Genomic DNA, 14,324 nt, shown 5'->3' with positions numbered 1-14,324 from the left:
AAGCTAGTGCTGAAGAAAATTATTGGGCATAATAGAAGTACATCGCACGCGGTTAGCCCACTGAAAAGGTCGTAGGGGAAGACGGTCCTCAACAGATGGGAGCTATTATGACCGGAACATACACGCGCGGTGTACTTTTTGTGCACTCTACTCCCCCTGCACTCTGCCCTCATATCGAATGGGTTCTCAGTAAAGTCATCGAATGTGAAATTCACTTAGAGTGGGTAAAACAACCCGCCCTGAACGGTACTTTCCGCACCGAATACGCCTGGGTAGGTCCGGTAGGAACCGGCGCGAAACTCGCTTCTGCTCTGCGTGGCTGGGACCATATGCGCTATGAAATAACCGAAGAACCGGTGAGAGGTTCTAACGGTGCCCGCTGGTGTCACACTCCCGACCTTGGAATCTTCCATGCCCCCATGGATGTGTGCGGCAACCTCGTGATATTAGAAGACCAAGTTCGCAACGCTATGGAAAGTTCCACCAGCTTAGCTGAGATAAAAGAAGCTCTATCCCTAGCTATGGGACAACCATGGGATGATGAACTGGAAACTTTCCGAAAAGCCGGTGACGGTGTTGCCGTGCGCTGGCTCCACCAAGTTAGCTAACGAAACTATAAAGAGTAAATATGTCTAACTCATTTGCAGATCTTCTGGGAGATAGTTTCCCGTTCTCAGAAGAAACAGACGCTACGACCTCTCTCGATGCAGATGTATTCAACGGAACGGGAAAAACCGGAGTAGATTCCTCTAGGGACGCTGAAAATACTTCACAAAGAGAAAAAGTTTGGGAAGTGATAGTTGCAGCTATGTTGGATGTATCAGACTTTCCGGCTGAAGATTATCATCCTCAGCTAGAGTTAGAAGCAGACTTTGACCTGTTCCCTATCGCGCGCTACGCGGTTATCTCACGGATTGAAGAAGATCTAAAGATTAAACTTAAAGACACTGAAGTAGAAAAAGCTAAAACTCTAGCTGATTTAGTTGAACTTGCGCTCAGTTAAAGCCCTCACCTGAGGAATCAGCAGAGTAAGGCAAATAGTATTTCGGCATAAGGTTACGCAGTATTTTTCGAGGGCGGAAAGTGACAAATCCACATCCGACTGATTATCACCCGGCTCTTTCCCCGTCAAAACTCTCCCAGGAAAGCATAAAAATAAGAATATGTGCGGGATTATTCCCGCACATATTCTTATACAAAAAGCACTAGCTTCATCAAAGGTAGAAAAATCAGCCGATCTTTTCGCGAACTTCCTTCATCGCTTTACGACGCATCGCCCGATCCAAACGATCCAAATAGAGCATTCCTTCTAAGTGATCGCATTCGTGTTGTAGACAACGAGCCATCAGCTCTTCGCCCTCAACCACAATAGGCTTACCATCTAAGTTAATCCCCTCAACCCGCGCATACCACGCACGTTTAGTGGGGAACCACAGGCCTGGAACAGATAGACACCCCTCGTCACCATCTTGGTATTCTTCATCCATAGATGCTTCTACCAATTTTGGATTTAGAACGTAACCAATGTCGCCATCAATATTCCAAGAAAAAGCTCGCAGACCAACCCCAATTTGGTTAGCTGCCAAACCGGCACGCCCCTCCATATCGACGTTTTCTAACAAATCTTCAACTAGGTTCTTAACCTTGTCATCAATGTCAGTAATCCATTCGCAGGGTGTACGCAAAACAGGATCACCGATTACTCGAATTTCCCGATAAGTCATCGGTTCGACTCCCGATTCTCTTCCAAAATATTAATAATCTTTTCAGCAGCTTCACCCACCGGTAACTCTACTGAAGTACCCGCGCGGCGATCACGTAATTCCACCACGCCGTCAGCTAAACCACGGCCCACTACCAGCACGAACGGCATTCCCAAAAGTTCCGCGTCAGCAAACTTAACTCCCGCAGAAACCTTTGGACGGTCGTCGTAAAGCACATCAAAACCAGCAGCCGAAACAGCCTGCGCTAATTCCTCAGCAGCTGCGAAAAGCGCTTCACCTTTACCAGTAGCTAAAACTTGCAGTTGGAAAGGAGCTACAACCATTGGCCAAGCTAAACCTTTTTCATCGTTATAAGACTCAGCTAAAGCTGCCATCACACGAGAAACGCCAATCCCGTAAGATCCCATCGTAACTACCTGGGTCTTACCGTTTTGGTCCAGAACTTTCAGTTCTAATGCTTCAGCGTACTTCTTACCTAACTGGAAAATATGTCCAATTTCAATGCCGCGGGCCAGTTCCAGCGGGCCAGACCCGTCTGGAGCAGGATCGCCCTCGCGAATCTCAGCAGCCTCAATAGTGCCATCAGCAGTGAAATCGCGTCCCATCACCAGGTTGTAAACGTGCTTATCCACTTCGTTACCACCGGCAATCCAAGTAGTGCCCTCGACCACACGAGGATCTACAAGCAGACGCACTGAACCGCTGATCTGACCATCTTCAGTCACCTCACGAGCCGGATGATTCGGACCACAAGCCTGTGGACCTAAGAAACCAGGCACCAGTTCAGGGTGGTTCGCGAAATCTTCCGCAGTAGCCATTTCAACTTCTGCAGGTGCAAAAGCTGCTTCCAGGCGCTTCATATCTACTTCACGATCCCCTGGAAGTGCCACTACAACTACTTCACGCTTTCCATCTGGGTAATCTAAAGCTACTACCACGCTCTTAAGCATGTTAGCGGGTGTCCATTCCCCTTCTGCTTTAGGAAAATGCTCATTTGAGAAAGCAACCAAGTCAGCGATAGTTTTCATTCCCGGCGTGTCCTGCACAGAAAAAGCAGGAACACCAGAAGCATCTACCGGCTGAGGCGCCACGGTAGTTACCGCTTCCGCGTTGGCAGTGTATCCACCGGCTGAGCGAACGAAAGTATCTTCACCAATAGCGCAAGGGTGCAGGAATTCTTCCGAACGAGATCCTCCCATAGCGCCAGATACTGCCGAACAGATTACGTATTCTAAGCCCAGGCGGTCAAAAATACGCTGGTAGGCTTGGCGGTGTTTTTCATAAGAAACATTCAACCCGGCATCGTCAATATCGAAAGAATAAGAATCTTTCATGACAAACTCGCGTCCGCGGATCAACCCAGCCCGAGGGCGGGCCTCATCACGATACTTAGTTTGGATCTGGTAAATGCTTAAAGGTAAGTCCTTGTAGGAAGAATACATATCCTTCACTAACAGAGTGAACATTTCCTCATGCGTAGGTGCCAGCAGGTAATCCCCTGCTTTACGGTCTTTTAACTTAAATAAAGTAGGACCGTATTCTTCCCAGCGGTTTGTCCGCTGGTAGGGTTCTGCGGGAAGTAATGCGGGGAAATGCACTTCCTGAGCTCCGAAAGCGTCCATTTCTTCGCGGACAACCTTTTCGATCCGTTTCAACACCTGCAAGCCCAGTGGCAACCAAGTATAAATACCAGGTGCAGTACGGCGAATGTAACCAGCGCGAACCAGTAACTTATGGCTAGTAACTTCCGCGTCAGCTGGATCTTCGCGCAAAGTACGCACGAAGTAGCTGGACATATGCTTCAACATATCTAAACCTCTTACCCTAACTAGGCTAACTCAGCCAACAATATCAATTTCTCCAGAGCCTGATTCCAAGCCCATCTCTTCAGCTAAACGATTCGCGTGCAGAATCAAAGTTTCCACGATCTGATCTTCAGGAACAGTTGCCACCGTCTTACCTTTAATGAAAATCTGTCCCTTACCATTACCTGAGGCCACCCCCAGGTCTGCTTCACGAGCTTCACCAGGGCCGTTCACAACGCAGCCCATGACCGCTACTCGTAAAGGAACCTTCAGATCCTTCAACCCTTCGGAAACTTGTTCCGCTAGAGTATAAACATCAACTTGGGCGCGCCCACAAGACGGGCAGGAAACAATTTCTAAAGTACGTTCACGCAGGCCCAAAGACTGCAGGATTTCAATCCCAACCTTAACTTCCTCCACAGGCGGAGCCGAAAGAGAAACTCGGATCGTATCGCCAATTCCCTGGCGCAACAACGCGCCAAAAGCGGTTGCTGACTTAATCGTGCCTTGGAATTGCGGGCCAGCTTCAGTAACTCCCAAGTGTAGGGGCCAATCCCCCGAATCAGCTAAAATTTCATAGGCGCGGATCATCGTCACCGGATCGTGATGCTTCACCGAAATCTTAAAATCGTGGAAATCATGTTCTTCAAATAAAGACGCTTCCCACATAGCTGACTCAGCTAAAGCCTCTGGAGTTGCCTTCCCGTATTTACTGAGCAAACGCGGATCTAAAGACCCCGCATTTACCCCGATCCGTAAAGATGTCCCGTGATCGCGCGCTGCCTTAGTAATATCCTTAATCTGGTCATCAAATTTGCGGATATTACCAGGATTAACACGGACAGCCGCGCACCCGCCTTCAATCGCTGCAAAAACATACTTAGGTTGAAAATGAATATCCGCAATCACAGGGATAGTAGATTTACGCGCAATAATAGGTAGCGCAGCCGCATCATCTGCGGACGGGCAAGCCACGCGCACAATATCGCAACCAGCAGCAGTTAGTTCAGCAATCTGCTGTAAAGTCCCGCCAATATCAGTAGTCTTAGTCGTAGTCATAGACTGCACCGAAATGGGAGAACCTCCCCCCACAGGGACGCTACCTACATGAATTAACCGAGTCTGACGACGGGGAAAGCCCGTAAACTCTTCGGCTGGCTTCAGCCGAGGCATACCTAAAGAAATTTCACTCACGCTTTCCATTATCGCAAAGCATTGCAGAAAACGCCTAACTCTAAGGCAAATTACTCAACATAAAGTTCATTACATCAAGTAATCCACCCGAAAAGCCTCAGAGCTTAAGAAAAGCTAGCGCAAACTAATCGGATTAACGATATCAGCCAAGATTAAAACAAATGACATACCCACCAAAAGCATTACCATTACCTGTGCTAGAGGCACTAACCGAGCCGTATCCGCAGGTCCCGGATCAGGGCGCCCCATCAAACGGTAAAGCTGACGGCGACCGCCCTCGTAAAGCGCTCCCGCAATATGCCCACCGTCTAAAGGAGGCAGCGGAATCATATTGAAAATAAATAATGCCAAGTTAAGTGAGGACCATAAGCTCAGTAACGCTGCGAAACGATCCCAAGCAGAAACTGTCCAGCCCGAGTTCGACTGTGGAGTAACTGCAGTAACCTCGCCCGCTAAACGAGTTATTCCCACAATGGAAATCACTGAATCAGCCTGACGCTCTTTCCCAGTAACTAAACTTTCCGCAGTTTGCCAAACCTTCTGCGGCAGAGCAAACAAAATCCCTAAAGTTTGCTTAGAAGCATTATAAGTATGCGTTAAAACATCAGGAAAAGACCCCTGGACTCTTTCGATACTGCCAGAAATTCCCAGCCGATAAGCGCCTTGATAAAGGACCGGGGTAATCTGGGCAAGCTGTTCTTTTCCATCCCGTAAGAAACGAATCTCTATCTGCGGAGCGTCCCCCTGCCCCCGCAAAGGTGCAAGGATCGCCCCAATATCTGAAAACTTCTCAACCGGCTTACCATCTAAGGAAATGATTTTATCGCCCGGTTGTAATCCGGCAACACTGGCGGGGGAAACTGGATTTTCTGCTGAACAAGTTGTTTCTGTAGTCCCCAGGCATGTAAATGTCTGTCGGACAGTGGGGACGGGCTGGGGCAAACCAATCCCCATGATAACCACTGAAAGCCCTCCGATAGCCAGCACAAGATTAGTAAACGGGCCACCGAACATAACTACTAATTTCTGCCAGGTTTTCAAGCGATAGAAAGCTTGAGCTTCTTTCCCAGGAGGAATCTCTGCCTGCGAATCTTGGCGGGCAGCCTCTGCCAAAGTCTGCTGACCTTTGCGATTTACCAGCTTCGTTCCAGGTTTAGCTGGGGGGAACATCCCCACTAAGCGCACATATCCGCCTAAGAGAATGGCTTTAATCCCGTATTCGGTGTCGCCTTTTTTAATCGACCAAAGTTTCGGGCCAAATCCCACCATATATTCAGGTACGTAAACGCCGAATTTTTTTGCTGGTAGTAGGTGTCCCAGTTCGTGAATGGCAACGGAAATGACTATGCCCAGTACCATTAACAAAATCCCTAGTATGTACACGTGTGTTCCTTCCTCAGCAAAGTCCCTTAGCCAACTGTTATAAGCAGTTTAAAATGCGATTACTTTACGGCTGACTACTTCAGTTGCTAATGCTACTGCCCACTGTTGTACCTGGAGGGTTTCTTCTAAAGTGGGTTCATTAATCCCCTCATGCTGGCTGACGATTTCTGTGACGGTATCCAAAATCGCCAAGTATGGGAGTTTTTCTTTTAAGAATGCGTCTACTGCGACTTCGTTTGCTGCATTCATTACTGCCGGGTGGGTGTGGGACTGTTCGATACAGTAGCGTGCTAAATCCAAAGCTGGGAAAGTTAGGTTATCGACTGGTTCAAAATCCCAGCTGGTGGGAGTATCCCACTGGCAGGCGGGTTCAATATCGTCCCAGCGCTGTGGCCAAGATAAGGATAGGGCGATGGGTAGATGCATACTGGGGGGCGAGGCTTGGACGATAGTTGCCCCGTCTTTGAAAGTTACCATTGAGTGCACTATCGACTGCGGGTGGACTACTGCTTTAATGTCACTGGGGGCAATGTCGAACAGTACGTGGGCTTCGATCAGCTCTAACCCTTTGTTCATTAGGGTGGATGAGTTTACAGTAACTACCGGCCCCATATTCCAAGTCGGGTGCTGCAGGGCGGCTTTCGCATCAACTTTCGCTAAGTCCGCGCGAGTTTTGCCGCGGAAAGGCCCACCTGAGGCGGTGAGAATCAAATGGGCTACTTCACTGGTTCCATCTACTTCGGGGACAGTTAGCCCCTTTTTGTGTTTTCCGGACAGCAGGCATTGGGCTATGGCTGAGTGTTCTGAGTCCACTGGAATAATCTGTCCGGGGCGAGTGCACGCTTGGCGGACCAGTGGCGCCCCCACTACCAGGGATTCTTTATTGGCAAGTGCCAAAGTAGCGCCTGATTTAAGGGCTGCCAGGGTGGGTTCTAACCCGACTCCCCCGTTAATCCCGTTGAGGACAATTCCGTCTGCGTCTAAGCACCCGGCGATTTCTACCATTGCTTGCGGGCCAACATTTAGGTGGGCAGTTACCCCGTTTGCTTTCAAAGCAGCGGAGATTTCCGCTTTGTCGCCTTGGTAAACAGCAATTTCTCGAGGGCGGTAGCGCACCGCTTGTTTTACTAGTAGGTCCAGATTATTTCCACCGGCAGCTAAACCGTAGACTTCGAGCCGCTCTGGATATTTATCGACAATTTCTAAACACTGTGTGCCGATAGATCCGGTGGATCCTAAAAGTACCAGCTTTCGCTTGGTCATTTACCTATCCTTCTACAGATAGCAAGATTTCAATTACGCGCGCTAAATATGCGTCCACTGCGCCCTCCACATAGGCTTTTTGTTCTTTCGCTGGAGGGAAGGTGAGGGCGCGGATTTCTCTCACTGTCAAAGGAGTGTTTTGGTCGAAGAAATCTGCTAAGCGTGTAAGAAACTCGTCTACTGCTTCGGCTGAGTAACCGGGTTGTCCTGGTTCTGGGTGGGCAAAGCGTTCCCCTTCGGGGCGGGAAAGACGCGGGTATAAGGTGGTAGCTCGATCGGCTACCTGGGCTAGCCAGGCTGCTTCACCGTTTACTGCAATATGGTTGGCGCGGTCGCGTTGAATGAAGCCACCTTCCATCCGGTCTAGAGCGGCGTCTACGGTGTAAGGGTCGTATCCGCCTCTGACCAGTTTGAACATGGCGCGGCGTACCTGTTCGGCTGAGAACTCTGAAGCTGGAAGTCCACCGGTGTAGGCTTGTTCAGCGAAATCGAAAAATTCATCTACTGCCGCAGTGTCATAGCCTTTTTTGAAAAACTTTACGCGGGGGAACTTGCCCTTCATTTTGTTTCCTCTTCCTTTGCAACTGTGGTGGCAAGCTGGCCGCATGCCCCATCAATATCTGATCCACGTGTATCACGAATTGTAGTAGAAATTCCATTTTTCCTAAGGATTTCTACGAACTCTTGCTGCGCTTTTTTGGTAGAAGCAGTCCAAATTGACCCGGGAGTGGGATTAAGTGGAATCGGATTAACGTGTGCCCATCCATGTCCGCGGTGATTTAGTTCATCTGCTAAAAGCTGTGCCCGCCAAGGGTGGTCGTTCATATCTTTAATTAGCGCGTATTCGATAGAAACCCGTCGGCCGGTAGCAACGAAGTATCTTCGAGCGGCGTCTAAAAGTTCTCCTACTTTCCAACGTGAGTTGATTGGAATCAGCTCGTCTCTTAGCTCATCGTCTGGGGCGTGGAGGGAAATCGCCAGGGTGACTGGGTGCCCTAATTTAGCGAGTTTATCTATGGCTGGTACTAATCCAACGGTGGAAACGGTGATGTTTCGCGCCGACATTCCAAAGCCTTCCGGAGGATCTGAAATCAACCGGTTGAGGGTTTCTACAATAGCTTTGTAGTTTGCTAATGGTTCACCCATTCCCATAAAAACAATATTTGTTAGACGGGTTGGGCCACCTAAAAGAGCGCCTTCTGCACAGGCTTTCGCAGCTAGACGAACTTGTTCGACAATCTCAGCTGTAGAGAGGTTGCGGGTAAGTCCCATCTGTCCAGTGGCACAAAATGGGCAGGCCATTCCGCAACCGGCCTGGGAGGAGATACACAGGGTGGTTCGCTGCGGGTAGCGCATTAGCACAGATTCTACGCGTGAACCGTCAAAGAGTTCCCACAGGTGTTTTAAAGTTGCTCCGCCGTCAGCTTCTAAGGTTCTAACTTCACTGACCAACTGTGGCATTAGGAAGTCGCGGACTTGGTTCACCATTGTCTTTGGTAGGTCTGACATGGCCGCGGGGTCGGCTTCATAATTTCCAAAATAGTGGCGTGAAAGCTGGTCGGCTCTAAAAGCTGGTAATCCCGCTTCTTTTAATACTTGTTTACGTCCGGCTAAGTCCAGGTCAGCTAAATGTGCAGGGGCTTTCCCCCGTCGTTTAGCGGTGAACTGTAAGACAGGTTTCGCATCCGGTGTAGTTGCCCCTTCAGGAACTTGGTCGGTAGGCATTACCTGCCTGCCGCGCCGCTCATTTGAGCTGGGGCGGCCTAAGGTAACTGGAACTTTCACCATGGAAGGGCAACTCGCAATACAAGATAGAGAACTGGGGCTACCATTAACAGTGAATCCATACGGTCCATGATTCCACCGTGTCCAGGTAGCAGATTCGACATATCTTTTAAGCCTACGTCACGTTTAATCAAAGATTCCACTAAGTCGCCGGTAGTAGCTGCAATAGTAGTCAAAATCGCAAGAATGATTCCCCACCACCAGGTTGCTCCCAGGTAGGTCATTCCGGCGATTCCCACAGCAATAGATGCTAAGAGAGAACCAGCGAAACCTTCCCAGGATTTTTTCGGTGAGATTTTTGGCGCCATCGGGTGTTTACCAAAGGTAATTCCAGCTGCCCAGCCTCCCAGATCATTAGCTACTGCCAGAGCAATGAAGAGGATTACAGCTGGTACGGCGTGGGGGGAAGCCAGGATAAACACCACGAATGAGGCTAGGAGGGCAACGTAAACTAAGGAGAAAGTTGTCACCATAATATCCATCATGGCGCCGTCACCGGTTCCATCTATGATTCGCCAAATAGCTGCTGCCATAATGGCTAGGCAAAGCGCCACTAAAACGGCTTCTAACCCGAGTGTCCAAGCGCAAATAATCATTCCGATACTTCCCACCCAGGCGGGAGGAAGAATTACTTCGTATCCTTTACGCGCAAAAGCACCGGCCAGTTCCCAAAGAGCCACTATGGCAAGTACACACATCAGCCCTAAAAAAGCGATTTGTGAGAGCCAGAGCGCTCCGAAAGTCACTACGGAGAGGATCATTCCCACTGAGATAGCGGCGGGAAGATTTCGCCCAGCTTTACCTGAGGCGGGTAAAGGAACGTAGTTTTCGGTGGGTCCGGGACGGTAGATGCTTTGCAAGTCCAAGTTAATACGCCTTAACTGAGTTGAGAATGGGGGTTCTGCTTAAACGGTTAGCAGATCCTTTTCCTTAGCTTCTAGTTCTGCATCAATCTTGGTGACAAAACCTTTGGTGAGTGTTTCCAGCTCTTTTTCTGCGCGTTCTACTTCGTCTTCGCCAGCTTCGCCGTCTTTCTTAATCCGATCCAGTTCTTCTTTCGCTTTACGGCGAACGTTGCGTACTGAAACGCGACCTTCTTCAGCTTTAGCTTTAGCTAGTTTCACGTATTCTTTACGGCGTTCTTCTGTTAATGCTGGGAGGGTACAGCGGATTACGTTGCCATCATCGGTGGGATTAACCCCCAGGTCTGATTCTCTAATTGCGGTAATGATAGTTGCCATGGCGGAACGATCATAGGGGCTTACCAGTACCATACGTGCTTCTGGAACCTGGACTGAAGCCAGCTGTTGCAGTGGAGTGGGGGCACCGTAGTAATCTACTAAAAGGCTATTGAAAACTTCTGGGTTGGCGCGTCCGGTGCGAATGTTTACGAATTCGCGTTTGGTAGCTGCCAGTGCTTTTTCCATACCTTCTTCAGCTAGTAGTAACGCTTCTGCGATCATGTTTTTCTCCTTAGGTTAAGTTTAGTTATTTAAGTTTTTCTGCTTTGACTTTTTACTGTGCTTGAGTAAATACTACTGTGCTTGAGTAGAAACTAAAGTACCGATTTTTTCGCCCAGTAATGCGGCGGTGACGGCTCCTGGTTCGTTCATTCCAAATACGCGCATATTTAGACTGTTGTCTTGGCAAAGTGAGAAAGCGGCGGCATCAACGACTTTTAATCCCTGGGCTAAAGCGTCCGCATAGGTAACGAAGTCAATGCGTTTCGCATCTGGATTTTTCCGAGGATCGTCTGTGTAAATCCCATCTACACCATTTTTTGCTACCAGGAGTTCATCGCAGCGGGTTTCTAAAGCGCGTTGTGCAGAGACAGTGTCAGTAGAGAAATATGGTAAGCCAGCGCCTGCGCCGAATACTACTACGCGACCTTTTTCAAGGTGGCGAATTGCTCTGAGGGGAATGTAGGGTTCGGCTACTTGTCCCATGGTGATTGCGGTTTGCACGCGGGTGGTTACCCCTTCTTGTTCCAAGAAGTCTTGCAGGGCGAGGGCGTTCATTACGGTTCCGAGCATTCCCATATAGTCTGCGCGGGAGCGGTCTAAACCATTTTGGGATAGGGTGGCCCCTCTGAAAAAGTTTCCGCCTCCAACTACTACGGCTACCTGTACGCCTTGATTTACTGCTTTGGCGATCTGGGCGGCTACGGAACGAACTACGTTTGGATCAAGACCTATGGATCCGCCCCCAAATACTTCACCTGAGAGTTTGAGAAGGACGCGACGCGGCTTTGCTGATTCTACGGTCATGTTTACTCCAACGTATTTTGTTAGTTAAGTACTAAGGTGGTGGTTGCGCAGAGCAAATGGCGTTTCTGCTTTAACTACCGTTTCTATAATACCTGTCTAAGAGAGGTTTTGTTTCGTTCGCTGTCTGTGGCGATAGATTAAGTCATTTTGGGCTTATGTAAAGGTTTATTAGAGTTTCGGTTCATTGAACCTAAGTTTTGTGGGTAGCTTTGTTTTGGTGTAAAAATAGCCCCACCTCCGAATGGGAGGTGGGGCTATTTACTCACTTATTTTCAGGCGCCAACCTGAACGCGAGCGAAAGATTTAACTGAGGCGTCAGCTTCAGCCAGTGCTTCTTTGACCTTCTTGGAAAGATCTTTAGCGAAGTCCTGTTCAATCAAGCAGTTTTCTTGGAAGAATGCTGCCAGACGGCCTTCAACAATCTTTGGAACGATGTGTTCTGGCTTACCTTCAGACAAGGTGAGCTTGGTCAGAGTTTCGCGTTCCTTTTCAACAACGTCAGCAGGTACGTTGTCGCTGTCTACGAAGTCTGGGGAGAACGCTGCAATGTGCATTGCTACGTCGCGTCCCAGGCTAGCTAGTTTTTCATTACCAGCTACCAAAACGCCTACCTGTGCTGGGAGGTCAGCGGAAGTCTGGTGCAGGTAAAGGGCAACGTGGTCGCCTTCTACGCGCACTACGTTACGGATTTCGATCTTTTCGCCGATTACTGCGCCCATGTTGTCAACCAGGTCAGAAACCTTCTTGTCTTCAACTGGTGCTTCCAGTAGGGTTGCCAGGTCAGCTGCACCGGTTTCAACCGCTGCATCCAAAATGGTGTTTGCGAAAGCAATGAACTTTTCGTTCTTTGCAACGAAGTCAGTTTCGGAGTTTACTTCGACAATGATACCTACTTTGTCGTCGATAACTTTACCTACGATTAGACCTGCGGATGCTACGCGGTCTTCACGCTTTGCCAAAGACTTCAGGCCGGAAAGGCGAATAATTTCTAGTGCCTTCTCTTTATCGCCGTTTGCTTCTTCTAATGCTTTCTTAACGTCCATCATGCCTGCGCCAGTTTGGTCGCGCAGAGCCTTAACGTCGGCTGCAGTGTAGTTAGCCATTTTTATCCTTATCTACAGGTTGAAAACTCAGGCTTCTTTGGTTTCTGCAGCAGCTTCTGGCTGTGCAGCTTCTTCTACTGGAGCTTCTTCAGTTGCCAGCAGATCGCGTTCCCATTCAGCCATTGGCTCTACTTCAGGAGCTTCTCCGGCGCGGTTGCGCTTTTCGGAGCGTGCTACCAGACCAGCTGCCACAGCGTCAGAGATTACGCGAGTTAGGATACCTACGGAACGGATTGCGTCATCGTTACCTGGAATTCCGTAATCTACTTCATCTGGATCACAGTTGGTGTCCAAAATAGCGATAACTGGAATGTTCAGTTTCTTAGCTTCAGCAATTGCTAGGTGTTCTTTCTTAGTATCAACGATCCACAGTGCGGAAGGTACCTTCTGCATATCGCGGATACCGCCCAAAGAACGAACCAGTTTTTCCTGTTCACGACGCATCATGAGCAGTTCTTTCTTGGTACGACCAGAAGATGCTACGTCGTCAAAGTCAATCTGTTCCAGTTCCTTCATACGCTGGATACGCTTGAATACGGTGTTGAAGTTGGTGAGCATACCACCCAACCAGCGGTGGTTTACGTATGGCATACCAACTCGCTGAGCCTGTTCTTCAATCGCGCCCTGTGCCTGCTTCTTAGTGCCGACAAACAGGATGTTGCCACCGTGTGCAACAATTTCCTTCACGAATTCGTAAGCGCGATCAATGTCTGCAACGGTCTGCTGCAAGTCAATGATGTAGATGTTGTTACGTTCGGTCAGGATGAAGCGTTTCATCTTTGGGTTCCAAGTACGGGTCTGGTGACCAAAGTGTACGCCACTTTCGAGGAGCTGACGCATGGTTACAAGTGCCATGGACTTTTGTTCCTTTCAAACACCTTAAAGCAGGTGCTCTTTTTCAGGAGAAGCAGTTTGCTTCTCAGTTTAGTTACTTAACCAACTCGGGTTTGAGTTGGCCCCTAGCGTCTAAAGTTCAGCACTTTCGCTCAGATTTTCTTAGCGAAAGACTACGCTGCACTTTCTGGCAGATATTGCCAGTCCAGACGCGCGATAGTCGCTTTAGAAAGCGCCTTTCCCAGAATAGCGGATTTTCCGCGGTTTTGGCAGGGGGAGAGGAGTTTTTCCCACCCCGCAAAATATGACTTTATACACAGGCAAAAAACTCGCTTAGTTTTCCACTTTCTAAAAAGCTCTCTGTGGCTTTTACCCAAAAGTTTATTAAATCTAGTGCTATGCGAATAAATAAAGCTATTTCCACCGCCCTCGCCCTTTTATTGGGATTCTTTCCCGTGACGGCAGCATTTTTTACAGCCAACTGGCTTCACCTACCGGCTTCTGCGCCTTCCAAGTTTTCTGAACTGGAACAGTGGCGCCCACCCACTGCTCTTCCCCTGCGGATCGGGAGAGAATATGACCCGCCGGAATTTAACTGGCTGAGTGGTCACCGCGGAGTTGATTTATGTCCTGCAGTTGGCTCAGTGATTACAGCGCCCACCAGTGGGACAGTTATCTATGCGGGAAAATTAAATGACCGTGATTTAGTGTCAATCCAGCTGCCTAATGGTTTACGCACTTCATTTGAGCCACTTAAGGTGCAGGTATCTAAAGGGCAACAGGTAAAAGCTGGGGACCCGATAGGTACTTTGGTAGCTGGGCATGAAAACGATTGTCTCCACTGGGGAGTACGTAAACCGGGTGGAAAGTACTTAAATCCGCTGCAATTTCTGGTGGGAACCCCGCGGCTACTTCCCTGGCAGGATCCACCTGATCATACGGCGAGCTAAAACCATCACGACATGC

15 protein-coding genes are annotated in these 14,324 nt (G+C 49.0%); 3 read left to right on the top strand and 12 right to left on the bottom strand.

All coding sequences use genetic code 11. The annotated features are described in order from the left end of the window. The first annotated feature begins 107 nt into the window (after positions 1–107). Both NXS08_RS01395 and NXS08_RS01390 read left to right on the top strand, forming a co-directional pair. The gene (locus tag NXS08_RS01395; protein ID WP_259136349.1) at positions 108–608 is read left to right on the top strand and encodes a DUF3145 domain-containing protein; all 501 of its coding nucleotides are present in this window, start codon (positions 108–110) and stop codon (positions 606–608) included. A gap of 20 nt (positions 609–628) precedes the next feature. Next, on the top strand, positions 629–1,003 hold the full coding sequence (locus tag NXS08_RS01390; protein ID WP_259136347.1) for an acyl carrier protein: 375 nt from the start codon (positions 629–631) through the stop codon (positions 1,001–1,003). Positions 1,004–1,229: 226 nt separating this feature from the next. Here NXS08_RS01390 and def read toward each other — a convergent pair whose 3' ends face one another. From def to rpsB, 12 genes are all read right to left on the bottom strand, one after another. Further along, positions 1,230–1,724 (bottom strand): peptide deformylase, encoded by a 495-nt coding sequence (def, locus tag NXS08_RS01385; RefSeq protein WP_259136346.1) that lies wholly within the window; start codon positions 1,722–1,724, stop codon positions 1,230–1,232. Beyond that, positions 1,721–3,532: a proline--tRNA ligase gene (locus NXS08_RS01380; RefSeq protein ID WP_259136345.1), complete on the bottom strand. Its 1,812-nt coding sequence runs from the start codon at positions 3,530–3,532 to the stop codon at positions 1,721–1,723. The genes def and NXS08_RS01380 overlap by 4 nt, the downstream gene beginning before the upstream one ends. A 30-nt stretch (positions 3,533–3,562) precedes the next feature. Continuing rightward, positions 3,563–4,702 carry a flavodoxin-dependent (E)-4-hydroxy-3-methylbut-2-enyl-diphosphate synthase gene (gene ispG, locus NXS08_RS01375; RefSeq protein WP_396232240.1) on the bottom strand — a complete coding sequence of 380 codons (1,140 nt, stop codon included), beginning with the start codon at positions 4,700–4,702 and terminating at the stop codon, positions 3,563–3,565. A 135-nt stretch (positions 4,703–4,837) separates the two neighbouring features. Further along, the gene (locus NXS08_RS01370; protein ID WP_259136343.1) at positions 4,838–6,106 is read right to left on the bottom strand and encodes an RIP metalloprotease; all 1,269 of its coding nucleotides are present in this window, start codon (positions 6,104–6,106) and stop codon (positions 4,838–4,840) included. Positions 6,107–6,154: 48 nt separating this feature from the next. After that, positions 6,155–7,369, bottom strand: a complete 1,215-nt coding sequence (gene dxr, locus NXS08_RS01365) for a 1-deoxy-D-xylulose-5-phosphate reductoisomerase (protein WP_259136342.1) — start codon at positions 7,367–7,369, stop codon at positions 6,155–6,157. Positions 7,370–7,373: 4 nt separating this feature from the next. Then, the gene (locus NXS08_RS01360) at positions 7,374–7,931 is read right to left on the bottom strand and encodes a DivIVA domain-containing protein (protein WP_259136341.1); all 558 of its coding nucleotides are present in this window, start codon (positions 7,929–7,931) and stop codon (positions 7,374–7,376) included. Next, positions 7,928–9,157: a 23S rRNA (adenine(2503)-C(2))-methyltransferase RlmN gene (rlmN, locus tag NXS08_RS01355; protein WP_259136340.1), complete on the bottom strand. Its 1,230-nt coding sequence runs from the start codon at positions 9,155–9,157 to the stop codon at positions 7,928–7,930. Before rlmN ends, NXS08_RS01360 begins: the two co-directional genes overlap by 4 nt. Further along, positions 9,151–10,020, bottom strand: a complete 870-nt coding sequence (locus NXS08_RS01350; RefSeq protein WP_259136339.1) for a phosphatidate cytidylyltransferase — start codon at positions 10,018–10,020, stop codon at positions 9,151–9,153. The genes rlmN and NXS08_RS01350 overlap by 7 nt, the downstream gene beginning before the upstream one ends. 39 nt (positions 10,021–10,059) lie before the next feature. Beyond that, positions 10,060–10,617 (bottom strand): ribosome recycling factor, encoded by a 558-nt coding sequence (frr, locus tag NXS08_RS01345; RefSeq protein ID WP_259136338.1) that lies wholly within the window; start codon positions 10,615–10,617, stop codon positions 10,060–10,062. 72 nt (positions 10,618–10,689) lie between these two features. Continuing rightward, on the bottom strand, positions 10,690–11,421 hold the full coding sequence (pyrH, locus tag NXS08_RS01340; protein ID WP_259136337.1) for a UMP kinase: 732 nt from the start codon (positions 11,419–11,421) through the stop codon (positions 10,690–10,692). A gap of 272 nt (positions 11,422–11,693) precedes the next feature. Further along, positions 11,694–12,524 (bottom strand): translation elongation factor Ts, encoded by an 831-nt coding sequence (gene tsf / locus NXS08_RS01335; RefSeq protein ID WP_259136336.1) that lies wholly within the window; start codon positions 12,522–12,524, stop codon positions 11,694–11,696. Between the two features lie 27 nt (positions 12,525–12,551). Further along, positions 12,552–13,379 (bottom strand): 30S ribosomal protein S2, encoded by an 828-nt coding sequence (rpsB, locus tag NXS08_RS01330; protein ID WP_259136335.1) that lies wholly within the window; start codon positions 13,377–13,379, stop codon positions 12,552–12,554. A gap of 377 nt (positions 13,380–13,756) precedes the next feature. Here rpsB and NXS08_RS01325 point away from each other — a divergent pair, with 377 nt between their 5' ends. Beyond that, the gene (locus NXS08_RS01325) at positions 13,757–14,308 is read left to right on the top strand and encodes a M23 family metallopeptidase (RefSeq protein WP_259136334.1); all 552 of its coding nucleotides are present in this window, start codon (positions 13,757–13,759) and stop codon (positions 14,306–14,308) included. Positions 14,309–14,324 lie beyond the last annotated feature (16 nt).

Origin of the sequence: Gleimia sp. 6138-11-ORH1 (assembly GCF_024814355.1) — a bacterium.
Classification (GTDB): Bacteria; Actinomycetota; Actinomycetes; order Actinomycetales; family Actinomycetaceae; genus Gleimia.
This window is presented reverse-complemented; position numbering and strand designations above follow the sequence as displayed.